This is a genomic window from Pseudomonas sp. CGJS7 (assembly GCF_036961695.1).
This window is the reverse complement of the sequence record NZ_JBAMDI010000004.1, coordinates 169,605-191,253: the sequence shown is the minus strand read 5'-3', so window position 1 is coordinate 191,253 and position 21,649 is coordinate 169,605. Positions and strand designations below refer to the sequence as shown.

Sequence of the window (21,649 nt, the reverse complement as noted above, 5' to 3'; positions counted from 1 at the left end):
TGCGGTCTTCACTCACAGGAGAGTCCCATGAAACTGTTGCACATCGATTCGAGCATCCTGGGCGACAATTCCGCCTCGCGTCAGCTGAGCCGCGAAGTGGTCGAAGCCTGGAAGGCTGCAGACCCAAGCGTTGAGGTGGTTTACCGCGACCTGGCTGCCGATGCCATTGCCCACTTCTCCGCCGCCACCCTGGTCGCTGCAGGCACCCCTGAAGACGTACGCGACGCGGCCCAGGCTTTCGAAGCCAAGCTGAGCGCCGAGACGCTCGAAGAGTTCCTGGCTGCCGATGCCGTGGTGATTGGTGCGCCCATGTACAACTTCACTGTGCCGACCCAGCTCAAAGCCTGGATTGACCGCGTGGCCGTCGCCGGCAAGACCTTCCGCTACACTGAAGCCGGCCCGCAAGGCCTGTGCGGCAACAAGAAAGTGGTGCTGGTTTCCACTGCGGGTGGCCTGCACGCTGGCCAGCCGACTGGCGCCGGGCATGAAGACTTCCTGAAAGTGTTCCTGGGCTTCATCGGTATTACCGACCTGGAAATCGTCCGGGCCCACGGCCTGGCCTATGGCCCGGAGCAGCGCAGCCAGGCGATCGATGCTGCACAGGCGCAGATTGCCAACGAGCTGTTTGCTGCTGCCTGATCAAGGGAGCGGTTGGTTGCAAGCGTGGCCCTGTCGAAGCACAAGGCCACTCCAACCTGTAGAAGCGTTCAGGCCACCGGGATAAGCGGATCAGCTGCCGCCAGGGCCGATGCCCGGTCAGCCGCTGGCGGATAAATCCACACTGAATTGATCTGGCGCTTCAGCGCCTTGGCTTCGGCCTTGTCCTCCGGTGGCGAAACCTCACGGTCCCATCCTTCGGTGTACACCGCGCCCCAGGCCCCCAGGTCCAGGCACGTCACGTATTTGGGCTGGCTGTAAGCCATTGGTGCTACGCCAAGCAACTCGGCAGCGGCATTGTTGCCCGCATGGCGCCCCAGCGCAATCGCATGCTGGCACGACATCACGGCATGATTGCCAAGCTCGTCACAGGTGGCGTAGGCCACGTCTCCAGCTGCATACACGGCATCATTGCCCTTGACCTTCAGGTTGCCATCGACATGCAAGCGGCCGCGGTTGTCGCGCTCGCCGCTGATCTGTTCGGTGAGCGGGTTGGCCTTGAAGCCAACCGTCCAGACCACCGTGCTGGCGTCGATCCGCTGGCCGTTGTCCAGCTGCACACCGGCAGGGTCTACCGAAACTACTGTGGCACCGCAAACCCACTCCACGCCCAGGGCCTCGCATGCCTGCTCGATGGCTGGGCGGATGCCGTCACCCAGCGCTGCGCCAATCCTGGCACCGCGGTCGATTACCACTACGCGCAACGCGGCGTCTTCACCCAGTGTCGCGCGCAAGCGGGCCGGCAATTCGGTGGCCGTCTCGATGCCGGTAAAGCCGCCCCCGGCTACCACCACGGTATTGCGTGCCGGCGTGTTCGGCAGGCTGGCCAGTGACTTCAGGTGGGTTTCCAGGCGTGCGGCGCTGTCGAGCTTGTCGACGTCGAAGGCATGCTCGATGCCGACCATGTCAGGGCGCTCGAGCTCACTGCCGCAGGCCATGATCAGACGGTCGTAGGGCAGGGTGCAGCGAGTGCCGCTGCGAGTGCGATAGCCAACGCGGCGGGCCGCTTCATTGATGTGGTAGGCCGTGCCCTGCACGAAACGGACATTGACAGCGTCGAACAGCGCCTGCAGTGGTGCGGCCATGGTATGCACGTCTGGCTCGTAAAAGCGCGGACGCACATGCAGTTCAGCCTGGGGCGCGAGCAAGGTGACCTCGACGCCCTTGCTGCCGTTGAGGTCAAGCTGGCGGATGGCGCTGAGTGCGCTCCACAGGCCGGCAAAGCCCGCACCAATGATCAGGATCTGCTTCATGGTTGTGCTCCTTTGAAGTTCGGTGGACAAGGTAGACCGTATTGCCGGTCAACGGTGTTACCAGGGCTTGCTGGAGTGCTTCAGAATGTTGGCGGCGTGATCACCCAGATCACCACGGCATCCACTTCACCGGGGTTGCCGTAGCGGTGAGGTTCCTGGCTCGAGAAGCTGAAGCTGTCGCCTTCACTCAGCTGGAAATGCCGCTCGCCTACCCACAGCTCAAACGTGCCGCTGAGCAGGTAACCGGCTTCTTCGCCGTCGTGGCTGTAGCTTTGCTGGCTGTAGGTACCTGGCGGGAAACGTGAGTGCAGCATCTCCAGCTGGCGGTTGGGCTGGGGGGTGAGCAGTTGATCGACGATGCCATCTTCGTAATGCACGCTCAGGCGGCTGTTGCGCCGCACCACATAGCCTTGGTCTTCGGGCGCGGTGGTGGCCTCGCTGGCGAAGAACCACTGGATGGTCACGCCCAGGCTGCGGGCGATGTTGAACAGCGCCGGGATCGACGGGTAGGAGAGGTTGCGCTCCAGCTGGCTGATGTAGCCTGCAGTCAGTTCACTGTGTGCGGCCAGCTCCGCCAGGGTCATGCCGCGGCGCTTGCGCAGGCCGCGGATGCGGGTGCCGAGGAACTGCGGCGCGGCACCCCCGGGTTCGCTGGCAGGGGGCTGGGGGGGTTGGCTCATGCGCGTCGGTCCATCGCAAAAGCCGCAGTATGTACAGCCTCAGAGCGCCCAGGCAACCGTCAGGCCATCGTGAATCGCTTCTTCGGCCGTGCGCGGTGCCAGGCAGTCGCCAATCCGCCGTACGTCCACCACACCTGCCAGTTCAGTGGCCAGGCGGTCTTGCGGTTGATGCCCCATGCACAGCACCAAGGTGTCGATGCCTTCGAAGATCATCGGATCGCCGCTGGCGGTGTGCTGCAGGTACACCGTGTTGTCGTCGCTGCCATACAGGCGTGCGTATGGGGTGACAGGGATACCCAGGCGATGCAGCTCGCCGGCCAGTTGGTCACGTACGTAAAGCGGCAGGCTCTCGCCGCAATGAGTACCGTTGACCGCCAACTGGACCTGATGGCCTTCGCGCACCAGGCGTTCGGCGATACCGGGGCCGATCCAGTCACAGCGCCAGTCGATCACCAGCACCGAACGCCCCGGTTTCACCTCATTGCGCAGCACTTGCCAGGCGTCCACTACCTGAAGCTCGCCGGTACGCTCGAACGCCGGCCAGTAGGGGATGGCGCCGGTAGCGGCAATGACCAGATCAGGGCGCTCACGTTCGACCAGTGCGCGGTCGACCCGGGTGTTGCGCACCACTTCTACACCTGCCAGGGCCATTTCCCGTTGAAGGTTGGTGCTGGCACCCCCGAACTCGCTACGCCGTGGCAGTAGCTGGGCCAGCAGCACCTGCCCACCGAGCTGCGGGCCCGCCTCGTACAGCGTGACCTGGTGCCCGCGCGCGGCGGCCACGGCGGCGGCCTTCATGCCGGCAGGCCCGCCGCCGGCGACCATTATGCGCTTGGGCGAGGAAGTGGGCGTGAGGTGCCCGTACTGCAACTCACGCCCGGTTTCCGGGCGCTGGATGCAGGAAATGGGCAAGCCACGATGGAAATGGCCAATGCATGCCTGGTTGCAGGCGATGCAGGCGCGCACGTCTTCGACCTGGCCGCGTTCGGTCTTGCCTGGCATCGACGGATCGCAGATCAGCGCCCGGGTCATGCCGCACACATCAGCCTGGCCGCGGGCCAGGATCAGCTCGGCTTCCTGGGGCTGGTTGATGCGCCCGGTGACGAACAGGGGGATAGCCAGCTGTTGCTTGAAGGTGCCAGCCTCGCGGGCCAGGTACGCCGGTTCGATGGCCATCGGCGGCACGATATGGACCGCGCCCCCCAGCGAGGCCGAGGTACCGGCGACGATATGCAGGTAGTCGAGCTGGCCCTGCAAGGCCACGGCAGCAGCCAGTGACTCGTCTTCACTCAGGCCCTGGCTGTCGCGCTCGTCAGCGCTGATGCGCAGGCCAATGATGAATTGCTCATCGGTGGCGGCGCGCACTGCGGCCAGCACTTCGCGCAAGAACCTCAGGCGCTGATCCAGGTCACCGTTGTAGCCATCGCTGCGTACGTTCACACGCGGGTTGAGAAACTGCGCGGGCAGGTAGCCATGGCTGGCCACCACCTCGACGCCATCCAGCCCGGCCTGGTGCAGGCGGCGGGCGGCGCTGGCGTAGCCCTGGACGATTTCGTCGATCATTGCCTGGTCCAGCGCCCGTGGCATCACCCGGAAGCGCTCATTGGGCACCGCAGAGGCCGAGTAGGCTACCGCCAACAGGCCGTCTGCCGATTCCATGATCTCCCGCCCGGGGTGAAACAGTTGCGACAGCACCACGGTGCCGTGCGCGTGGCAGGCCTCGGCAAGCTGCCGGTAGCCATCGATGCAGGCATCGTCAGTGGCCATTAGCACATGCGAGGTGTAGCGGGCACTGTCGTGCACCCCGGCGACCTGCAGCACGATCAGGCCGACGCCGCCGGCAGCGCGGTCGCGCTGGTAGGCGATCAGCTTGTCGTTGACCAGGTTGTCGGTGGGCAGGCAGGTGTCGTGACCGGTGGACATGATGCGGTTTTTCAAGCGTTTGCCGCGGATCTGCAAGGGCTCGAACAGGTGTGGGAAGGCGGTCTGCATCAGGCGGCTCCGGTGCGGTGTTGTTATTTTTACTTATAAAAGTGTAGCGATAGTAAAAAATCAACTTGTTTTTTTACTTGCGTCTGTCTAGGTTTTCCTCACTCGCATGGCGAGGGTGTGACCTCAGAACAACAAGAAAACGGGCCCGTCGGGCACCGCCAGGAGGAAACTACGATGCAGCTATATCCACGTGTGACCGGCCTTTGTGCAGCCTTGTTGGCCCTTGGCCTAAGCAATGCGCAAGCTGCGCAGCAGATGGTCGTGGTCGGTTATGGCGGTGCAGGCCAGAAGGCCCAGGATGAGGCGATCTTCAAGCCCTTCATTGCCCAGGACGGCAGCCAGCTGATCCAGAGTGAATACAACGGCGAAATGGCACGGATCCAGGTCATGGCCGACACCGGCAATGTCGATTGGGATGTGGTGCAGATCGAAGGCCCTGACTTGATGCGCGGCTGCGACGAGGGGATTTACGAGCGCCTGGATTGGCAGCGCCTGGGCCATGCAGCCGAACTGATCCCGGCAGCCGCACAGGATTGTGGGTCGGCCGCGCTGGTCTGGAGCGTGGCTATTGCCTACGACCGCAGCAAATTGGCCCAGGCGCCGGCGTCGTGGGCCGACTTCTGGGACGTCGACAAGTACCCTGGCAAGCGCGGCCTGCGCAAGCGTGCGGTGTACAACCTGGAATTCGCACTGTTGGCTGACGGAGTCAAGGTCGAGGACGTTTACCGGGTATTGTCCACGCCGGCAGGTGTCGAGCGGGCCTTCGCCAAACTCAGCGAACTCAAACCCCATATCCAGTGGTGGGACGCCGGCGCTCAACCCGCGCAATGGCTGGCAGCCGGTGACGTGGTCATGACCTCCACCTACAGCGGACGAATTGCGGTGGCGGCGCAGCAGGGCAGCCCGTTGGCCGTGGTATGGCCTGGCAGCCTGTACGGTATGGACTATTGGGCGATCATCAAAGGCTCGCGGCATGTCGACCAGGCCAAGCGGCTGATTGCCTATGCCAATCAGCCGGATACCCAGGTGCGGTATGTACAACAGATCCCCTATGGGCCCACCAATACCCAAGCCGCGGCCAGGCTTGACCCGGCGCTGGCCAACTGGGTACCCACTTCGCCACAGAACCTGCAAGGGGCGCTGGCCATGAACGTGGAATTCTGGGTCGATCATGGTGAAGAACTGGAGCAACGCTTCAACGCCTGGGCCAGCAAATAGCGTTCAGTAAAGGGGCAACAAGATGACTGAAACGGAACTAAGCCTGCGTCGGGAGCTGGCTGCCTGCTACCGGCTGATCGCGCACTTTCGCATGAGCGATCTCATCTTCACGCATATCTCCCTGCGCCTGCCTGGGCCCGAGCACCATTTCCTGATCAACCCGTATGGGCTGCTCTTCGAGGAGATCACAGCGTCCAGCCTGGTGAAGATCGACCTGCAGGGGCGGCCGGTGGGGGCTGCCCGTCACCCGGTCAACCCGGCGGGGTTCGTCATTCACAGTGCCATTCACGCTGCCCGCGAGGATGCCCGGTGCGTGCTACACACCCACACCTGCGCAGGCTGCGCGGTGGCCGCACTGGAATGTGGCCTGCTGCCGGTCAACCAGATGTCCATGGAGTTTTACGGCAATGTGGCTTACCACGCCTACGAGGGCGTCGCGCTGGACATGGATGAACAGCAACGGCTGGTGGCCGACCTGGGCAACAAGCCGGTGATGATGCTGCGCAACCATGGGCTGTTGACCACGGGGCGTAGTGTGGCTGAAGCCTTCCTGCGCATGTACTACCTGGAGAAGGCTTGCGAGATCCAGTTGGCGGCGCAAAGTGCTGGGCAACTGATATTGCCGTCGACCGAAGTGTGCGTGCGTACCGAACGGCAGTTCAACGCGCCGGGGAGAGGGTTGAAGCAGGGGGAACTGACCGACCCGGATGCGCTGCAATTGGCGTGGGCGGCGTTGTTGCGAATGTTGGAAAAGGTGGCGCCTGGTTATCAGGATTGAACCTGTGCTTGCTGATTTGGCAGTTGGTCGTCCAGCCGACAGCGGGCAGACGGAACAGTCACTGTAGTGCAACCATTGGTTTCAACTGTGCTGGTCCCTTTTCAAGGAATACCGTTATGCTGTAACGAAATATGTCTAAAAAGCCTGCAGAAGGAAGTCGCAATGCCACTCAAGGACCTGCTTATCGCCCTGGTGGTGATTGTCGCCTGGGGCGTCAACTTTGTGGTCATCAAGGTTGGCCTCGACGGGTTGCCACCGATGTTGCTGGGGGCATTGCGTTTCTTGCTGGTGGCGTTCCCGGCGATCTTGCTGGTCAGGCGGCCCAAACTGCCGTGGCGCTGGCTGATCGCTTACGGTGCGACCATTTCACTGGGCCAGTTCGCGTTCCTGTTTCAGGCCATGTACAGCGGCATGCCGCCAGGGTTGGCTTCGTTGATCCTGCAGTCGCAAGCCTTCTTCACCCTCGGTTTTGCTGCGTTGTTTCTCGGTGAGCGGCTGCGCCTGGCCAGCGTGCTGGGGCTGCTGGTGGCGGCCGGCGGCCTGGCACTGATCGGCAGCGAAGACGGCGGCCATGTGCCCATGCTGGCGTTGGTGCTGACCCTGTGTGGTGGTGCGATGTGGGGCCTTGGCAACATCATTACCCGGCGGTTCGGCTCGGTCGACCTGGTCGCGTTGGTGATCTGGGGTGGGCTGATACCGCCACTTCCATTCCTGGCACTGTCCTGGTGGCTGGAAGGCCCCGAGCGCATTGGCCATGCCTTGGCCAATATCAGTTGGAGTTCGGTGCTGGCCCTGGCGTATCTGGCCTTTGTGGCCACCATGCTCGGCTACAGCCTGTGGAGCAAGTTGCTGTCGCGTCACCCGGCAGGCAAAGTGGCGCCATTCTCGCTGCTGGTACCGGTGATTGGGCTGAGTTCGTCGGCATTGCTGCTGGGAGAGCGCCTGACCGCTACGCAGGGCTGGGGCGCATTGCTGGTGATGGCCGGCCTGCTGGTGAATGTATTCGGTGCACGCATCGGTCAGCGTTTGCGGGCTGCCAACGCGTAAAGCGCTTAAATCTGCTGACCTGCGCTCTGTTAGAATCGGCCTCTTTCTGCCAGGCCAACGGAGCGCATCCATGATCATTTCCACCACCAGCCAGCTCGAAGGCCGCCCGATTGCCGAATACCTGGGCGTGGTCAGTTCCGAATCGGTGCAAGGTATCAACTTCGTGCGCGATTTCTTTGCACGGTTTCGCGACTTCTTCGGTGGCCGTTCGCAAACCTTGGAAAGCGCGCTGCGCGAGGCCCGGGAGCAGGCCACTGAAGAACTCAAGGCCCGGGCACGACAGTTGCAAGCCGATGCGGTAGTGGGGGTGGATTTTGAGATCAGCATGCCGTCGGTACAGGGCGGCATGGTCGTGGTATTTGCCACCGGTACGGCAGTACGCCTGAAGTAAAGCCTTTTGCCATTGGTCGGCTGCAAGGTTCTTGTCCGGTCGGTCCGCAAATGACCAGCTAGTCTCACTTTCACAGGCCGCGTTTCCTGGGCAACTTGTCTGGTTGCCGACGCGACCGCCACTGGAGGGAGACTGGGCATGAGCGAATCCTTTTTCGAAGACCTGAACGATGCGTTCCCGATCAACAGCCAGGTGCGTTGCGGCCAGGCTGCATTTCGCCTGGGTTTCGCCCACATGACGCTGGATGATTCCGAACAGCTCCAGCCTGCACATTTGCAGCGCAGCAAAAAAGGCCGCTTCATGCCGCGGGTACCGCTCAAGAAGTGATCCCGCGCCTGCACACGCCCCCCGCCCAACGGCGGGGTTTTTATTGCCATTCGTTGATCCGCCTCATGGTATTGCCCGGTAGCGCTCGCCGGATGGCCCGGCCTGTGGTTTTCTGACGCGGCATTCCAGCAACGGAGGATTGAATGCTCATGCGAGTCAGGGAAGAAACCTATTGGCAGTGGGCCGACGCACAGCTGCACAGCCGCTGCCACGACGAAGCACTCAGCGACGGCACCACACTGGACGTGCAGGTGCGCTTGTCGCGCCTGGGGGCGACGCAGCTGTTTCTGGGGTTGTACGCCGGGGATGGGCGGGCGTTGCTGGAAGAGTATTACCCCGCGCTGCCGGGCGAGACCATGACCCGTGCGCTGGTGTGGGGTGTCGACCGCGCCCGGGCGATGGCAACAGGCGCCTTGCCTCTGCCGGAAACCCGTCTGCAGCGGCGCCAGGCATGAAAAAGCCCGGCCTATGCAGGCCGGGCTCTGGTAAGGGTGCGAACCCTCAATTCAGCGGTTCGATCACCTTGACTGCCTGCTGCTCACGGGCAGCGGGCCATTCTTGTTGCAGGGTCTGCAGCACGCGGCCAACGAATTCAGTGTCGGCGGCGGCTTTCTTGCCGACGTAGCCTTGGCCACGGCGGTAGACCTTGAAGCGGGCACGCATGCTGGGCAGGTGCTCTTCAAATTCATCTTCGACGGTGTTCGGTGGCAGGCGGTCGAGGCGCACTTCACCGGTTTGGCTAACCCACAGCAAATGGTCGTCAAGGCTGTCCTTGCGCACGGCGAACAGCTGGGCCAATTGGTCGATAGTCGGATTGTTGTTCAAGTTCATCATAAAGCCCCCATTACCCATTCGTAGGTGATTTTCACAGTTGGCGCTATCACGGTGTAGCGCACTACCAAGGCTGCTACAGCAGCATCGCAACAGGGGCTTTCTCACGCTGCCTTTTGGACAGTTTCCCTCTCCACGGACGGCCTGCGTTACCGCGCAGGCCGTCTGGAACACCCTTGCCACCGCTCCCGATCGGGGAGACGGCTTCATCATGCCCAAGCGCGATGAACGGCGTCAACCATTTTGTAGTGAATATTTTTGCTCACTACATTCTGTCGTTTTGTCCGACAATCAAAGCTCGCGTTATAAGCCGGAAAGGATGTCGAAGGCGGCTTGAACCCGCGCTTGGTTGGGGTAATTCCGATTGGCCAGCAGCACGACTGCCAGCTGTTCTGCCGGCACGAACGCGGCGTACGCGCCGAAGCCGTTGGTGGCGCCGGTCTTGTTGTACCAGGCTGCCGGTAGCGCGGGCAGGGCCGGCTGCAAGCGAGTGGTGGCCTGCGGTTCGCGGATCAGCCGTGGGCTGTTGCCATCGATCAGTGTGCTCAGCGTGACCGGGTAGGGGTAGCGTTCCCAGCCCAGGCCTTGCGTCATGGCGCCAACCTGGAAGTAGCCCTGCTGGGTAAGGGCGGTGGCTTTCGCCAGGGCCGGTGGCAGGCCCTGCGGCTGCATGTGCAACCGCACATAGCGCAGCAGGTCGCTGGCGCTGGTTTTGATGCCGTAGGCCTCATCGGCGTAAGGGCCGGGCCCTACACGCACCGGCTTGTCGTCGGCGTCATACCCTTGGGCATAAAGCCCCTGAGCGCTGGCCGGAACCTGAAGGTAGGTATTTTTCAGGCCCATCTTCGTCAGCAGGCCCTCACTCATCAGCGTGGAAAACGGTTGATGCTGCGCACGGGCGGCCAGGTCACCGAACAAACCCAGGCTGGGGTTGGAGTAGCAGCGCTGGGTGCCAGGTTTGGCACGAGGTTGCCAGTGGCGGAAGAAATCGACTACCTGTTGCGGTGTTTGTACGGTGTCGGGGAACTGCAGTGGCAGGCAGTCGGCGCTATAGGCGCCCAGTTCCAGCACCGTCGCGTCGCCGATGGGGACGCCGGCCAATGCCGGGTGATAGCGCTTGGCCGGGGCCTCGAGGTCAAGCTTGCCCTCGGCGCTGGCAAGCGCGGCCAGGGTGGCCGTGTAGGTCTTGCTCAGCGAACCGATCTCGAACAGCGTATCGCGGCTGACCGGTACGTTGTCGGCCTTGCTGGCCACACCGTAGCTGAAGTAATGCGCGTGGTCGCGTGCATAGATGGCCACAGCCATGCCGGTGATGCCTTGTTCCTGCATGAGCGGGCGGATGATCTGGTCGACCTTGGCCTGTAACTGGTCGTCGGCCTGGGCGCTGGCATGGCCTAAGGCAAGGGTAATGGCGGCTGCAAGTGCAGCCAGACGTGGGCGGAGCATGGTGAGTCCTTTTGTGGAGCGTGTCCGTTGAGCGATACCACTCGGGGTTCCGGCGTTAGCGACGGGGAGCCAAAGACCTTATCGTCTGCCCACCCACCATGACAAGATGGATACAGTGATGAAGTATTTGCGCATGTTATTTGACAATTTCACCCTGGCCTTGCTCGGTGTGGTACTCATCGCCACCGTACTGCCTTGCTCGGGCGATGGCGCGGTGTATTTCGGCTGGCTGACCAACCTGGCCATTGGCCTGTTGTTCTTCCTGCATGGCGCCAAACTGTCCCGTGAAGCCATCATTGCCGGTGCCGGGCACTGGCGCCTGCACCTACTGGTGTTCTCCTGTACTTTCGTATTGTTCCCGCTGCTGGGCCTGGCGTTCAAACCTCTGTTTCTACCGCTGGTGGGTAACGAGCTTTACCTTGGCATCCTGTACCTGTGTGCCTTGCCTGCAACCGTGCAGTCGGCCATTGCCTTTACCTCGCTGGCCCGCGGTAACGTGCCAGCGGCTATCTGCAGCGCGGCGGCCTCCAGCCTGCTGGGTATCTTCCTCACACCGTTGCTGGTGATGTTGTTGCTGGGTGCCAGTGGTGATACAGGTTCCGGCCTGGATGCGGTGTTGAAGATCACTTTGCAGCTGCTGGTGCCGTTCGTTGCCGGGCAGGTCGCGCGGCGCTGGATCGGTGCCTGGGTCAAGCGCAATGCGCGCTGGCTCAAGGTGGTGGACCAGGGGTCGATCCTGCTGGTGGTGTACACCGCCTTCAGTGAGGCCGTGGTTACCGGTTTGTGGCACACCGTATCGCCGCAGCACTTGGCGGGGTTGTTCGTGGTGTGCGCAATTCTGCTGGCAGTGGTGCTGTTTGGCACCCGCTTGCTTGGCAAGGCGCTGGGCTTTGACCTTGAGGATCGCATCACCATCCTGTTTGCCGGCTCCAAGAAAAGCCTGGCTACGGGTGTGCCCATGGCCCAGGTGTTGTTCGTGGGCAGTGGCATTGGCGCGATGATCCTGCCGCTGATGCTGTTCCACCAGATACAGCTGATGGTGTGTGCTGTGCTGGCGCAGCGTTATGCCAGCCGTGAGCAGGCGGTGGAGGCTTCGGCGGTGTCTTGAGCGCCTTTACGTTCCCATGTAGATGCTGTGTTGGCGGTCAAGCTTTTCTGCGGTGCTGAGAGCTGAAAAGCTTGGTCGTATCAAAGGGGTGATAGCCGCGAAGAGGCCGGGCCTTCTGGCCAATCTCCACCCGCCGTTCAGCGTTGTGGCCGCTACCGTATTCGCGGGTAAACCCGCTCCTACACAGATCGGGGTGGACACACATCGGGGGGGGGGCGCATGCCGTCGTGTAGGAGCGGGGTGACACACATTGGTGATTGGGTGCATGCCGTCGTAGGAGCGGGGTGGACACACATCGGGGGTTGGGCGCAGGCCGTCGTAGGAGCGGGTTTACCCGCGAAAGGGCCGGGCCTGCTGGCCAATCTCCACCAGTCGTTCTCCGTTGCCGCCGCTACCGTATTCGCGGGTAAACCCGCTCCTACCGGCTGAATTTTGCGCCGGGCAAGACAGGCGCTGTAGATGTGGAGCGTAATGGCAGCGATCAGCGGGCCAGGCCTGAACGACGCTCGCGCAGCGCCTTGTCGACTTCGGCCTCGATCTTGTAGGCCGGCCCCTCCAGGTCGTCGAAGTTGCGCGTATAGCGTCGGGCAAACTCCTCCACGCCCAGCTCCTGATACTGCTGCACATGCTTGAGCTCGTGCGCCCACAAGGCCACGTTGTCCTCGGCATCGGCGGCCCGGCGGAAGATGATCGTGTCGATCAGTGTAACGGCGTTCACATCGGGGTTCTGCAATAGCGCATTGGCTGCGCTGATCTGTTGCTCATCCCCCACCCGGAAGCGCGCCGCGTCGAGCACGGCAAAGTCATACCAGGGTTCCAGCTGCGCCCGAATATGCAACGGAATCGGCTGCACACCGCTGGCCGTGGCTTCGTCGCGGGCCTGGCGCAAGGCGTATGCCAGGCTGGACGAGGCCATGACCTCCACATCCTTGAGGATCTGCCCGGCCTGGCCTGGATCGATCGGGGCGCAAAAGCAGCCCATCAGACACACTTGATACTGCCCAGGCGGGCAGGCCTGTTCGGCAAGCGCAGGGAGGGCCAATAGAAAACCCAGCAGGGCACTAATCCGCCTCATGCAGGGCCTGTTCGACAAACTGGCGGCTGGCGCCCAGTACCTGCGCTTGCACGCTTTCACTGGCCAGCATGCGCCCGACCAGCAATGCCCCTACGCACTGGCTGATCAGCACCCAGGCCTGCTGCTCATCCTCCAGGGTTGTGCTCCAGGCCCGGTGCAGTTCTACCAGCCAGTGCTCAGCCACTTCACGCACCGGCGTGTCGGCCCGGGCGATTTCCACACCCAGCGGCGGCAACGGGCATCCACCTTCGGCATTGCGCAGGTGGGCCAGGCTCAGGTACTGCTGCAGGCAGCGGCCCAGGCGTTCACGGTTGGCTCCCTGGTTGGCCAGGCGTGCCAGGGGGCTGTTGCTCAGCTCCTGGCGTACCACCTCGGTAAACAGGTCGTCCTTGGACGGGAAGTGGTTGTAGAAGGCACCGCCGGTCAGGCCGATCGCTTTCATCAACCCGGCCACGCCGGTACTGGCAAAACCCCCGCGCTTGGCCAGCGCGCCGCTGCTGGCCAGCAACCGTTCGCGGGTTTGCTGTTTGTGTTCGTTGGAATAGCGCATTCACATGCCTCGGCAAACAGGCTTGACGATGACCGCGATCATAACATAGCGTTCGTTTACTAAACGATCATTTACCAATGGAGGCAGGCATGTCAGAACAACAAAAAGTCGTGCTGGTGATCGGGGCGGGCGACGCCACTGGCGGCGAGATCGCCAAGCGTTTTGCGCGTGAGGGCTATATTGCCTGCGTAACCCGTCGCCAGGCCGACAAACTGCAGCCGCTGCTGGAGGAAATACACGCCGCTGGCGGCCAGGCCTACGGTTTCGGCTCTGATGCGCGCAAGGAAGAGGAGGTGGCCGAGCTGGTAGAGACTATCGAGCGTGATATAGGTCCGATTGAGGCATTTGTCTTCAATATCGGTGCGAATGTGCCGTGCAGCATCCTCGAGGAAACCCCACGCAAGTACTTCAAGATCTGGGAAATGGCCTGCTTTGCCGGTTTCCTCACCGCGCAGGCGGTGGCCCGGCGCATGGTTCAGCGTGAGCGCGGCACCCTCCTGTTCACCGGCGCTACAGCCGGTACCCGCGGCGCAGCCGGTTTTGCAGCCTTCGCCGGGGCCAAGCATGGCTTGCGTGCCCTGGCGCAGAGCATGGCGCGCGAGTTGGGGCCACGCAACATCCATGTCGCCCATGTGGTGGTGGACGGTGCCATCGACACGGCCTTCATCCGCGACAGCTTCCCCGAGCGCTATGCCCTCAAGGACCAGGATGGCATCCTTGACCCGGCGCACATTGCCGACAGTTACTGGTTCCTGCACGCCCAGCCCCGCGATGCCTGGACCTTCGAGCTGGACCTGCGCCCCTGGATGGAACGCTGGTAACCCCCGTTAACATGCAAGGACCGTCACCATGCAAACGTCTGTCGATTTCTTTTTTGACCTGGGTAGCCCGGCCAGCTACCTGGCCTGGACCCAACTGCCGAACCTGTGTGCCCGCCACGGCGCTACGCTGCGCTACCGGCCAATGCTGCTTGGCGGGGTTTTCCAGGCTACCGGCAATGCTTCGCCGGCCATGATCCCGGCCAAAGGGCGCTACATGTTCACCGACCTGGCCCGCTTTGCCGAACGCTACGGTGTGCCGTTCGGGATGCCGCCGGGCTTCCCGGTCAATACCCTGACGTTGATGCGCGGCGTGACAGGGACCCAGTTGCGTTCACCTGATCGGTTCGAGGCATTGCTATCGGTGCTGTTCACTGGGCTGTGGGTACAGCGCCGCAACCTGAGCGACAGCGCTGTGCTGAATGAAACACTCGCGCAGGCAGGCTTCGACCCGCAGGTTTTTCATGCCCTGGCCGCTGACAGCGAAGTAAAAGCAGCGCTAAAGCAGGCGACCGAGGCCGCTGTGGCGCGCGGGGTGTTTGGCGCGCCCACCTGTTTTGTCGGTGATGGGATGTTCTTCGGCCAGGACCGCCTGGACTTTGTCGAGGAGGCGCTACGTCAGGGGGCCAGCAGCCTCTCCAGCTGAGTGCGCTCCCACAGGCTGAGCAGGTCGGTGGGGTTGGTGCCATAGCGCTGCCAGTGTTCGAGGCCGGCCTGTTCGCCGTCGGGGGCTTGGCAATGAACGCAATGCGACAGGCCTTCGGTATCCAGGGCCAACGTCAGTTGCCAGCCCTGGATGCCGACATCGACCAGGCCGCCATCGCGGCGTGCAGCCACCTCAAGGTGATGCACGCCAAGGGCCACATTACGCAGGCACTGATAGACATCCCGGGCGCTCAGTGAAGGTCTGTGGGTCAAGATCAGAAATTCGCCGGCGTGTTGGCGCTGATGATCTCGGCCTCATCCGGGCCGATGTTCTTGAAACTGTGCGGCAGGGTCGTAGGGATGTAGTAGCCGTCGCCCGAATTGAGCACGCTGACCTGGCCGTCGACCCACAGCTCGACTGTGCCACGGGTGACCAACCCGCATTCTTCGCCTTCAGCGTGCACGATCGGCTCGCCAGAGTCGGCGCCGGGTGCATACAGCTCACGCAGCATGCGCATTTGGCGGCCTTCGACGCTGGCGCCGACCAGCAGCATGCGCAGGCCATTGCGGCCCAGGTCGGGTTGTTCGCCACCACGGAATACGTAGCGTTCCTCACGCACCGGCTCGTCGAAGCTGAAAAACTCCGCCAGGCTCATGGGAATGCCTTCGAGCAGTTTTTTCAGGGAGCTGACCGAAGGGCTGACGCGATTCTGCTCGATCTGCGAGATCGTCGAATTGGTCAGCCCGCTGCGACGGGCCAGTTCCCGTTGGGAGAGGTTGTTGCGTTCACGCACCAGTTTGAGTCGCGTCCCCGTGTCCATAGCCGCCTTGTAATCAGAGGTGTCAATAATAATGAGCGATGCGCATTAAAACACACTCTGCGCCCTTGCGCGCTGTGCTTCTCAAACCCGCTGCTCACGCGGCATCGGCCACAGCCCGACCAGCAGCAACAGCACGGCCACGGCCAGGAATGGCAAGCGCGGATCAAGGGCATACACCAAGGTACCGGCGAGCGGCCCGATCACCGCGCCCATGCCTTGGGCGGCGCCAATGGAACCGGCCGTGGCACCTTGTTCGGTGGCCTGCATGGCATTGGCCGCCAGTGCCGAAAACGCCGGGAAGACGAAGCCCATGCCGGCCGCCGCAACAAAATAGCAAGCCCACAGCCACGGCGCCGTGGTGGCCAGCGAGCCACAGGCAAAGCCCAGTGCCGATACCGTGGCACCCACCCGGATCATCTTCAGCGGTGGCCACTCCAGTTGGCGCAGTATCACCTGGGCCAGCATCAGTGCCACACCCACGGTGGTCAGGGCGATGCCAGCCGCCTGGGCCGCTTCGGCAGGGCCCAGATGCAAGCGGTCAAGGGCAAAGAAACCGACGATGATCTGCGACACGGTCACGCTGAGCATGGCGCTGAATGCCACCAGCAGCGGCCGGCGCAGGCGCGGGTCGTTCAGCCGCACCGGGCTGGGGACGTGGCTGTGCGGCAGCGCCTGTGGTTTGAGGGTGAAAAACAGCACGAGGAAGGCAGTGGCCGGCAGCAGCGACATGATATGGAACGGCAGGCTCAGGCTGTGCCGCGCCAGCAGTGCGGCCAGCGCCGGCCCGACCACCAGACCGACGGCGTTGGCCGCCCCCAGTGAGGCCATGGCCCGCGCCCGGCGTTGCGGCTCCACATGGTCGGCGATCAGCGCGTTGCAGCCTACCGGGATGGCGGCATAAAAGGCGCCGATGCAACCACGCGCGATCATCAGGCCGATGAACGCCAAGGTCGCCCCCGGCATCCAACGCAGTGCGCCTTCAACGAACAGGCACAGCAGCCAGTAGGCCAGGGTGAAGCCGGCGCTGCCCAGCAGCAGGATGCGCCGGCGGCCCAGGCGGTCTGCCGCGCGGCCCCAGGGCCGGGCCAGCAGCACCCAGACCACGCCGGCCACGGTCACGGCGGCGCCGGCTTGCCAGGTGGCCATGCCAAGCTGGCGGGCTATCGGGCCGATCAGGGCGACGAACGCCATCATCGACATGGTGCAGGCCATGTTGGCCAGCAGCAGCGGGCGCAGGTTCAGGGTGCTGGCAGGCAGAAGGGTTGCAGGATCCTTTGCGACGTTCATGGGCAGTCCAGGGCAGAGTGGCAAACAAAACCGATATTATTAGGAATCATTATCGACTGTCGAACCCCGTGCTGCTACCGTTCATTCGCTGCGGTGCAAGGGGCCAGGCCACATGCTACGCAACACACCGTCACGGCGCACCCACGCATGCATCAAGGCGGCCCCCACATGCACCAGCACCGTGGCAAACAGCAGGTAGCCGGCCCAGCCATGGGCCTGGCGCAACACGGCATATAGCTGCAGGTTGTGGGGGGCGATGGCGGGCAAGCCGAGCGGGCGCGGGTAATCGCCTGCCGACAGCATGGCCCAGCCCAGCAGCGGCATGGCCAGCATCAGGCCATAGAGCAGCAGATGCGAGGCTCCGGCGGCCCAGCGCTGCAGTTTTGGCAGGTCGTTCGGCAGGGGCGGGTGAGGTAGGGTCAGGCGCACAGCGATGCGCAGTACCACCAGCACCAGCAGGGCCAGCCCGGTGGCCTTGTGCAGGCTGATCAGCACCGGGTGGCGTAGCGACAGGTCGGCGACCATGCTCACGCCGATGAACAGCATGGCAAGAATCAGCACGGCCATCAGCCAGTGCAACAAGCGGGCGAAAGGGTGGAAGGCTTGAGGTTTCATGGCTTGGCTCCGGTGCTGAGCGATTCGCGGCTACGGCGGTTGAACGATTCCGAATAGGCGGCCGAGCGGGCGGCGAGGATCGGGTCGGCCGACGCCTCTATACCGCGCGGCAGGATCAGCGGGTCGAAGTTGAGGTCGCGGCAGGCCCCTTGCTCGGGGGCGTCAACCTGTTCCAGCACCAGAGTGCCGGCGTCCACGCTGCGCCGCTCGGCGGGCCACGGCCGTGCAGGGTCGTCCACGGCATCGCCTGGTTCGGCCAGTACCAGGCGCAGCGTCCAGCGCAACGGGCCTTGGGCAAGGCGCTGCTGCAAGTCGTGTTGCAGGAATTGCTTGTCATCAACTTGCGCGGGTAATGCTGCAAATGCAGTTTGTGGCTCGAGCTGCCAACGCACCGGATGCGCCGCGCCAGCTGCGTCGATCAGGCGGAAGGCATTGATACTGTGGTATTGCGTGTTGGCGAAGCTGTCGCTGGGTTTGTAACCCGCCGCCCATTGGCGAAACGCCGCGCTTTCCGGGTGGGCGGCGAAGAACGCCTGCAGCTTGCCAGGGTCCGGTTTGCCGGTCGCCGGGTCTGGTGCACTCGCCAGTACTTGCTGGTAGAACGCTTGCGGCGTGCTGACTGCCAGCACCGGAGGGTTGTTCATGCCCGTCCGCCAGACCTGGCCGTCGTCGGTGCTCAGCTCAATCGCCAGGCTGCGTACCGGTATACCCGTATCCGGGGCGAACGGGTTGGCACCGCCAATGGCAAAGCGGCCAACCACCGGCACCCGTTGCTGGCTGAAGGCGCGCGCCGTGGACAGGTTGGCGGCCTGCCCGCTGGCCTGGAAGTAGCCGCTCACGCACAAGCCCTTGGCGTGGTTCTTGCGGTAGCCTGGGTAATGCCCGGCCTGGGCTTCGAAGGTGTCGATGATGCGTTGTGGCGTCAGTCGGGGGGCGCCGAGCCAGCCAGCGGCATAGGCAAAGCCGGCACCTGCGGCCAGCAGCACGCCGCCAATGGCGGCCAGGCGCAAGGCTTTGGCCGGGCCGTGCAAGGGTGTGTTCATGGTCATCGTCCGGTTCAGTGAAGGTGCCAGTACGACGTGTCAGAGAAAAAGTTATTCCCTCATCGGGAATAGAATTTGTTCACAGGCGTCTGCCCTTTACACTGACAACCCCAGAGGCCGGGACCTAGCCATGCATGATTTGGACGACCACCAGTGGCGCGAGCTGCTGGCCCGCCTGCGCCGCTTTGCCGTGTGGTTGACCCGCGAGCCGGGCAGCGCCGACGACCTGGTGCAGGCTACGGTCGAGCGGGCCCTGAGCCGTCGCGACCAGCAACGGGACGCCGATGCCCTGCGTGCCTGGCTGTTCACCATACTTTATCGACAGTTCCTCGACGGTAAGCGCCGTGAGCGATTGCATGCGCGCTGGTTGTCCTGGTTCGGCCGTAACGAGCACGACGATGAGCCGGCCGGTGACAACCTCGAAACCATCGTCCTGGCACAGGCCGACCTGCAGGCCTTTGCCCGGCTGACGGCGGAGCAGCGTGCCTTGTTGTTGCTGGTCAGCATCGAAGGCTTGAGTTACAAGGAGGCCGCCCAGGCCTTGGGCATCCCCATCGGCACTGTGATGTCGCGCCTGTCGCGCGCGCGCAATGCCTTGCGCGAACTGACCGAGGGCAACCCCCAACCCCCGGCCTTGCGGAGACTGAAATGACGCGCCTGATCCCCAGCGATGATGAATTGCACGCTTACGTCGATGAGCGCCTGGAACCTGTGCGCCGGGCCGAGGTGCAGGCCTGGCTGGCGGCCAACCCGCAAGCTGCGGCACGGGTGGAAGGCTGGCGCGCCGATGCCCGAAGGCTGCGCACAGCGCTGGCCGGGTTGGGCGAGCTGCCCGGTGCGGCGCAGCTGGACCTTGGCCAGTTGCGTCGGCAATTGCGCCAGCGTCGGCAGCGGCGCTGGGCTGCGGCGGCGGTAGTGATGCTGGCGTTGGGTGTGGGGGGCTTGGGCGGCTGGCAAGTGCGCGATGCAACCCTGGCGCGGGTCGACCTGCCCATGGCTGATGCTGTTCAGGCGCACCGTTTGTTCGCCAGCAGTGAAGCACTGGATATCCAGGCCAGTGATCCTGGGCAGTTGCGCGACTGGCTGGGCCGCCATTTCAGCCGGGTGGGCCAGTTACCGGACCTGGCGGGGTATGGCTTCAAACCGGTGGGCGCGCGCTTGCTCAGCAACGAGCAGGGGCCGGCTGCATTACTGGTGTTCGAAGATGGCAAGGGCCAGCGCATCAGCCTGTTCCTGCGCTCGCCGGGCAACCTTTATCGGCGCATGCCGGACGGGCAGCGGGTCGATGGCCAGCTGGAGGCGCGGTACTGGTCGCATGGGGCTTATAACTTTGCCCTGGTCAGCGCGGCGGACGATGTGCGTGGGGCGGGGGTGGGGGAAGCGTTGAGGTTGGGGTTGTGAGTGTGGGCCCAAGGCGTGCACCTTGGGCCCGTCACCAAAATCAGCTCAACTCCAGCCAGATCGGCGCATGGTCCGACGGCTTTTCCATCCCGCGCAGCTCATAGTCCACGCCCGCTGCCTTGATGCGCGGCACCAGCGGCTGCGAGGCCATGATCAGGTCGATGCGCAGGCCGCGCTTGGGCTCGTCCTCGAAGCCGCGGCTTCGGTAGTCGAACCAGCTGAAACGGTCGGTCACGTCCGGGTACAGGTGGCGGAAGCTGTCTACCAACCCCCAGCCTTTCAAACGTTCCATCCACTCACGCTCTTCCGGCAGGAAGCTGCACTTGCCGGTCTTCAGCCAGCGTTTGGCGTTGTCCGGACCGATGCCGATATCACAGTCTTGCGGCGAGATGTTCATGTCGCCCATCACCAGCACTGGATGGTCGTTGCGGAACTGGCTTTCCAGCAGTGCCTGCAGGTCACTGTAGAAGCGCTGCTTGGCCGGGAACTTGGTGGGGTGGTCGCGGCTTTCACCTTGGGGGAAATAGCCGTTCATGATGGTGATCGGGCTGCCGTCGGCATCGGCGAAGGTACCCCAGATGAAGCGGCGCTGGGCATCTTCTTCGTCGGTGGCAAAGCCCTTGTGCAGGCTCAGCGGCGCCTGGCGCGACAGCAGGGCCACGCCGTAGTGGCCTTTCTGGCCATGGTAGTGCACGTGGTAACCCAGTGCCTGCACGTCGGCCAGCGGGAACTGATCGTCGCTGACCTTGGTTTCCTGCAGGCCGATCACGTCCGGCTGGTGCTTTTCGATCAGCGCCGCCAGCTGATGCGGGCGGGCCCGCAGGCCGTTGATGTTGAAACAGACGATCTTCATGGAAAGACAATCCCGGTAAAAGGCGCGATGCTAGCCGACATCGACCTGCATCACCAGCATGGCGGCCAGGCGAGCCTGCTGCTAACGTGCTGTTGGGGGTGAACGAAGCGCGCTGGGGCACCTCCAAGGCACTGAACGCCCATTCCAGGAGGTCTGCCCGCAATGCCCGAAACCACAGCCGCCCCGGCCCGTGTCTGCCTGCTCGACGATGGTTACAGCCGCGAGGCACGTTCGCTGCTGTACAACGCCTACCGCCACGAGCCCACCTTCGCCTATATCTTCGAAGCCCAGCGCCCGGGGTATGAGCGGCGTCTGCGGGTGATGGTGCGCGAATGGGTGCGCCAGCACTTCTACCTGCAACTGCCCGCCATTGGCCTGCTGGTCGAGGACCGCCTGATTGCCCTGGCCCTGATCGTGCCGCCGCTGCGCAGGCTGGGCGTGGCCGACAGCTGGGCCTGGCGCCTGCGCATGATGCTGGGTACCGGCCTGCGCTGTACGCGGCGCTACATGGACTACCAGGCTGCGTTGGCCAGCTGTCTGCCCACTGACCAGGTGCATGTGCTGCCTTTGCTGGGGGTGCATCCGCAATTTCAGGGCAAGCATTACGGCGAGCAATTGTTACAAGCCGTGCACGGCTGGTGCGCGGAAGACCCAGGCACCCAAGGGGTGGTGCTGGACACCGGTAACGAGCACTACCTGGCTTTTTACCAGCGTCAGGGTTATGAGGAAATTGGCGAAGTAGCTGTAGGACCGATCCGAGAGAGGGTGTTCTTTCATCCTAATCCAGTCTCTTCAAAACCCGCTTTTGCCTGA

Annotated in this window: 26 protein-coding genes; 13 read left to right on the top strand and 13 right to left on the bottom strand. The window is 63.4% G+C overall.

All coding sequences use genetic code 11. From position 1 onward, the window contains the following. Positions 1 to 27 precede the first annotated feature (27 nt). Positions 28 to 639 carry an FMN-dependent NADH-azoreductase gene (locus V7787_RS04960; protein ID WP_020191409.1) on the top strand — a complete coding sequence of 204 codons (612 nt, stop codon included), beginning with the start codon at positions 28 to 30 and terminating at the stop codon, positions 637 to 639. A 68-nt stretch (positions 640 to 707) separates the two neighbouring features. Here V7787_RS04960 and V7787_RS04955 read toward each other — a convergent pair whose 3' ends face one another. The 3 genes from V7787_RS04955 to V7787_RS04945 form a co-directional block, all read right to left on the bottom strand. Further along, complete coding sequence (locus V7787_RS04955; protein ID WP_336086124.1) at positions 708 to 1,910, bottom strand: NAD(P)/FAD-dependent oxidoreductase; 1,203 nt, start codon at positions 1,908 to 1,910, stop codon at positions 708 to 710. An 80-nt stretch (positions 1,911 to 1,990) separates the two neighbouring features. Further along, positions 1,991 to 2,590 carry a helix-turn-helix domain-containing protein gene (locus V7787_RS04950; protein ID WP_014591264.1) on the bottom strand — a complete coding sequence of 200 codons (600 nt, stop codon included), beginning with the start codon at positions 2,588 to 2,590 and terminating at the stop codon, positions 1,991 to 1,993. Positions 2,591 to 2,629: 39 nt separating this feature from the next. After that, positions 2,630 to 4,582 carry an oxidoreductase gene (locus V7787_RS04945; RefSeq protein ID WP_104887513.1) on the bottom strand — a complete coding sequence of 651 codons (1,953 nt, stop codon included), beginning with the start codon at positions 4,580 to 4,582 and terminating at the stop codon, positions 2,630 to 2,632. A 174-nt stretch (positions 4,583 to 4,756) separates the two neighbouring features. Here V7787_RS04945 and V7787_RS04940 point away from each other — a divergent pair, with 174 nt between their 5' ends. The 6 genes from V7787_RS04940 to V7787_RS04915 all read left to right on the top strand — a co-directional run bounded on the left by V7787_RS04940 (position 4,757) and on the right by V7787_RS04915 (position 8,798). Beyond that, positions 4,757 to 5,800 (top strand): ABC transporter substrate-binding protein, encoded by a 1,044-nt coding sequence (locus V7787_RS04940; protein ID WP_020191209.1) that lies wholly within the window; start codon positions 4,757 to 4,759, stop codon positions 5,798 to 5,800. A 22-nt stretch (positions 5,801 to 5,822) separates the two neighbouring features. Then, positions 5,823 to 6,578, top strand: coding sequence for a class II aldolase/adducin family protein (locus tag V7787_RS04935; RefSeq protein ID WP_336086118.1), 756 nt, complete (start codon positions 5,823 to 5,825; stop codon positions 6,576 to 6,578). Positions 6,579 to 6,740: 162 nt separating this feature from the next. Then, a complete protein-coding gene (locus V7787_RS04930; RefSeq protein ID WP_003253899.1) occupies positions 6,741 to 7,625 on the top strand; it encodes an EamA family transporter in 885 nt (294 codons plus the stop codon). A gap of 70 nt (positions 7,626 to 7,695) precedes the next feature. Continuing rightward, the gene (locus V7787_RS04925) at positions 7,696 to 8,016 is read left to right on the top strand and encodes a YbjQ family protein (protein WP_003258990.1); all 321 of its coding nucleotides are present in this window, start codon (positions 7,696 to 7,698) and stop codon (positions 8,014 to 8,016) included. Between the two features lie 138 nt (positions 8,017 to 8,154). Further along, the gene (locus V7787_RS04920; protein ID WP_003253897.1) at positions 8,155 to 8,343 is read left to right on the top strand and encodes a hypothetical protein; all 189 of its coding nucleotides are present in this window, start codon (positions 8,155 to 8,157) and stop codon (positions 8,341 to 8,343) included. A 143-nt stretch (positions 8,344 to 8,486) separates the two neighbouring features. Then, positions 8,487 to 8,798, top strand: a complete 312-nt coding sequence (locus V7787_RS04915; RefSeq protein WP_010953779.1) for a hypothetical protein — start codon at positions 8,487 to 8,489, stop codon at positions 8,796 to 8,798. A 46-nt stretch (positions 8,799 to 8,844) separates the two neighbouring features. Here the strand turns inward: V7787_RS04915 and V7787_RS04910 are convergent, their stop codons facing one another. Continuing rightward, entirely contained in the window at positions 8,845 to 9,177 is a 333-nt protein-coding gene (locus V7787_RS04910; RefSeq protein ID WP_003253895.1) for a hypothetical protein, read from the bottom strand. A gap of 300 nt (positions 9,178 to 9,477) precedes the next feature. Continuing rightward, positions 9,478 to 10,620, bottom strand: coding sequence for a class C beta-lactamase (gene ampC, locus V7787_RS04905; RefSeq protein ID WP_064491062.1), 1,143 nt, complete (start codon positions 10,618 to 10,620; stop codon positions 9,478 to 9,480). A 106-nt stretch (positions 10,621 to 10,726) separates the two neighbouring features. Here ampC and V7787_RS04900 point away from each other — a divergent pair, with 106 nt between their 5' ends. Then, a complete protein-coding gene (locus V7787_RS04900; RefSeq protein WP_064491063.1) occupies positions 10,727 to 11,728 on the top strand; it encodes a bile acid:sodium symporter family protein in 1,002 nt (333 codons plus the stop codon). Positions 11,729 to 12,209: 481 nt separating this feature from the next. Here the strand turns inward: V7787_RS04900 and V7787_RS04895 are convergent, their stop codons facing one another. Then, on the bottom strand, positions 12,210 to 12,803 hold the full coding sequence (locus V7787_RS04895) for an eCIS core domain-containing protein (RefSeq protein ID WP_064491064.1): 594 nt from the start codon (positions 12,801 to 12,803) through the stop codon (positions 12,210 to 12,212). Beyond that, complete coding sequence (locus V7787_RS04890; RefSeq protein WP_064491065.1) at positions 12,790 to 13,353, bottom strand: TetR/AcrR family transcriptional regulator; 564 nt, start codon at positions 13,351 to 13,353, stop codon at positions 12,790 to 12,792. Before V7787_RS04890 ends, V7787_RS04895 begins: the two co-directional genes overlap by 14 nt. A gap of 89 nt (positions 13,354 to 13,442) precedes the next feature. Here V7787_RS04890 and V7787_RS04885 point away from each other — a divergent pair, with 89 nt between their 5' ends. Together V7787_RS04885 and V7787_RS04880 are read left to right on the top strand one after the other, a co-directional pair. Next, complete coding sequence (locus V7787_RS04885) at positions 13,443 to 14,174, top strand: SDR family oxidoreductase (protein WP_064491066.1); 732 nt, start codon at positions 13,443 to 13,445, stop codon at positions 14,172 to 14,174. A 28-nt stretch (positions 14,175 to 14,202) separates the two neighbouring features. Then, on the top strand, positions 14,203 to 14,817 hold the full coding sequence (locus V7787_RS04880; protein WP_020192977.1) for a 2-hydroxychromene-2-carboxylate isomerase: 615 nt from the start codon (positions 14,203 to 14,205) through the stop codon (positions 14,815 to 14,817). Here V7787_RS04880 and V7787_RS04875 read toward each other — a convergent pair. The 5 genes from V7787_RS04875 to V7787_RS04855 all read right to left on the bottom strand — a co-directional run bounded on the left by V7787_RS04875 (position 14,790) and on the right by V7787_RS04855 (position 18,588). Continuing rightward, positions 14,790 to 15,089, bottom strand: a complete 300-nt coding sequence (locus V7787_RS04875; protein WP_231114224.1) for a DUF7693 family protein — start codon at positions 15,087 to 15,089, stop codon at positions 14,790 to 14,792. The genes V7787_RS04880 and V7787_RS04875 overlap by 28 nt on opposite strands. Positions 15,090 to 15,091: 2 nt before the next feature. Then, on the bottom strand, positions 15,092 to 15,637 hold the full coding sequence (locus V7787_RS04870; protein ID WP_003248033.1) for a cupin domain-containing protein: 546 nt from the start codon (positions 15,635 to 15,637) through the stop codon (positions 15,092 to 15,094). Between the two features lie 81 nt (positions 15,638 to 15,718). Continuing rightward, the gene (locus V7787_RS04865) at positions 15,719 to 16,924 is read right to left on the bottom strand and encodes an MFS transporter (RefSeq protein ID WP_064491067.1); all 1,206 of its coding nucleotides are present in this window, start codon (positions 16,922 to 16,924) and stop codon (positions 15,719 to 15,721) included. Positions 16,925 to 17,005: 81 nt separating this feature from the next. Further along, positions 17,006 to 17,539: a cytochrome b gene (locus V7787_RS04860; RefSeq protein ID WP_064491068.1), complete on the bottom strand. Its 534-nt coding sequence runs from the start codon at positions 17,537 to 17,539 to the stop codon at positions 17,006 to 17,008. Further along, positions 17,536 to 18,588: a catalase family peroxidase gene (locus V7787_RS04855; RefSeq protein ID WP_010953791.1), complete on the bottom strand. Its 1,053-nt coding sequence runs from the start codon at positions 18,586 to 18,588 to the stop codon at positions 17,536 to 17,538. Before V7787_RS04855 ends, V7787_RS04860 begins: the two co-directional genes overlap by 4 nt. Positions 18,589 to 18,712: 124 nt before the next feature. On the opposite strand from V7787_RS04855, the gene V7787_RS04850 reads away from it, so the two are divergent. Both V7787_RS04850 and V7787_RS04845 read left to right on the top strand, forming a co-directional pair. Further along, the gene (locus V7787_RS04850; RefSeq protein WP_019437145.1) at positions 18,713 to 19,234 is read left to right on the top strand and encodes a sigma-70 family RNA polymerase sigma factor; all 522 of its coding nucleotides are present in this window, start codon (positions 18,713 to 18,715) and stop codon (positions 19,232 to 19,234) included. Next, positions 19,231 to 19,983, top strand: coding sequence for an anti-sigma factor family protein (locus V7787_RS04845; protein WP_104887516.1), 753 nt, complete (start codon positions 19,231 to 19,233; stop codon positions 19,981 to 19,983). Before V7787_RS04850 ends, V7787_RS04845 begins: the two co-directional genes overlap by 4 nt. A 40-nt stretch (positions 19,984 to 20,023) precedes the next feature. On the opposite strand, the gene xthA is transcribed toward V7787_RS04845, so the two are convergent. Beyond that, complete coding sequence (gene xthA / locus V7787_RS04840; protein ID WP_020192971.1) at positions 20,024 to 20,836, bottom strand: exodeoxyribonuclease III; 813 nt, start codon at positions 20,834 to 20,836, stop codon at positions 20,024 to 20,026. A 162-nt stretch (positions 20,837 to 20,998) separates the two neighbouring features. On the opposite strand from xthA, the gene V7787_RS04835 reads away from it, so the two are divergent. Further along, positions 20,999 to 21,649 carry a GNAT family N-acetyltransferase gene (locus tag V7787_RS04835; RefSeq protein WP_104887517.1) on the top strand — a complete coding sequence of 217 codons (651 nt, stop codon included), beginning with the start codon at positions 20,999 to 21,001 and terminating at the stop codon, positions 21,647 to 21,649.

Coding starts and splice junctions, on each gene's coding strand:
- V7787_RS04865 (WP_064491067.1), bottom strand. CDS start 16,924: ATGAACGTCGCAAAGGATCCTGCAACCCTTCTGCCTGCCAGCACCCTG.
- V7787_RS04890 (WP_064491065.1), bottom strand. CDS start 13,353: ATGCGCTATTCCAACGAACACAAACAGCAAACCCGCGAACGGTTGCTG.
- V7787_RS04900 (WP_064491063.1), top strand. CDS start 10,727: ATGGATACAGTGATGAAGTATTTGCGCATGTTATTTGACAATTTCACC.
- V7787_RS04845 (WP_104887516.1), top strand. CDS start 19,231: ATGACGCGCCTGATCCCCAGCGATGATGAATTGCACGCTTACGTCGAT.
- V7787_RS04835 (WP_104887517.1), top strand. CDS start 20,999: ATGCCCGAAACCACAGCCGCCCCGGCCCGTGTCTGCCTGCTCGACGAT.
- V7787_RS04960 (WP_020191409.1), top strand. CDS start 28: ATGAAACTGTTGCACATCGATTCGAGCATCCTGGGCGACAATTCCGCC.
- V7787_RS04925 (WP_003258990.1), top strand. CDS start 7,696: ATGATCATTTCCACCACCAGCCAGCTCGAAGGCCGCCCGATTGCCGAA.
- V7787_RS04930 (WP_003253899.1), top strand. CDS start 6,741: ATGCCACTCAAGGACCTGCTTATCGCCCTGGTGGTGATTGTCGCCTGG.
- xthA (WP_020192971.1), bottom strand. CDS start 20,836: ATGAAGATCGTCTGTTTCAACATCAACGGCCTGCGGGCCCGCCCGCAT.
- V7787_RS04945 (WP_104887513.1), bottom strand. CDS start 4,582: ATGCAGACCGCCTTCCCACACCTGTTCGAGCCCTTGCAGATCCGCGGC.
- V7787_RS04940 (WP_020191209.1), top strand. CDS start 4,757: ATGCAGCTATATCCACGTGTGACCGGCCTTTGTGCAGCCTTGTTGGCC.
- V7787_RS04955 (WP_336086124.1), bottom strand. CDS start 1,910: ATGAAGCAGATCCTGATCATTGGTGCGGGCTTTGCCGGCCTGTGGAGC.
- V7787_RS04920 (WP_003253897.1), top strand. CDS start 8,155: ATGAGCGAATCCTTTTTCGAAGACCTGAACGATGCGTTCCCGATCAAC.
- V7787_RS04895 (WP_064491064.1), bottom strand. CDS start 12,803: ATGAGGCGGATTAGTGCCCTGCTGGGTTTTCTATTGGCCCTCCCTGCG.
- V7787_RS04860 (WP_064491068.1), bottom strand. CDS start 17,539: ATGAAACCTCAAGCCTTCCACCCTTTCGCCCGCTTGTTGCACTGGCTG.
- V7787_RS04915 (WP_010953779.1), top strand. CDS start 8,487: ATGCTCATGCGAGTCAGGGAAGAAACCTATTGGCAGTGGGCCGACGCA.
- V7787_RS04870 (WP_003248033.1), bottom strand. CDS start 15,637: ATGGACACGGGGACGCGACTCAAACTGGTGCGTGAACGCAACAACCTC.
- V7787_RS04885 (WP_064491066.1), top strand. CDS start 13,443: ATGTCAGAACAACAAAAAGTCGTGCTGGTGATCGGGGCGGGCGACGCC.
- V7787_RS04850 (WP_019437145.1), top strand. CDS start 18,713: ATGCATGATTTGGACGACCACCAGTGGCGCGAGCTGCTGGCCCGCCTG.
- V7787_RS04935 (WP_336086118.1), top strand. CDS start 5,823: ATGACTGAAACGGAACTAAGCCTGCGTCGGGAGCTGGCTGCCTGCTAC.
- V7787_RS04910 (WP_003253895.1), bottom strand. CDS start 9,177: ATGATGAACTTGAACAACAATCCGACTATCGACCAATTGGCCCAGCTG.
- V7787_RS04950 (WP_014591264.1), bottom strand. CDS start 2,590: ATGAGCCAACCCCCCCAGCCCCCTGCCAGCGAACCCGGGGGTGCCGCG.
- V7787_RS04855 (WP_010953791.1), bottom strand. CDS start 18,588: ATGACCATGAACACACCCTTGCACGGCCCGGCCAAAGCCTTGCGCCTG.
- ampC (WP_064491062.1), bottom strand. CDS start 10,620: ATGCTCCGCCCACGTCTGGCTGCACTTGCAGCCGCCATTACCCTTGCC.
- V7787_RS04880 (WP_020192977.1), top strand. CDS start 14,203: ATGCAAACGTCTGTCGATTTCTTTTTTGACCTGGGTAGCCCGGCCAGC.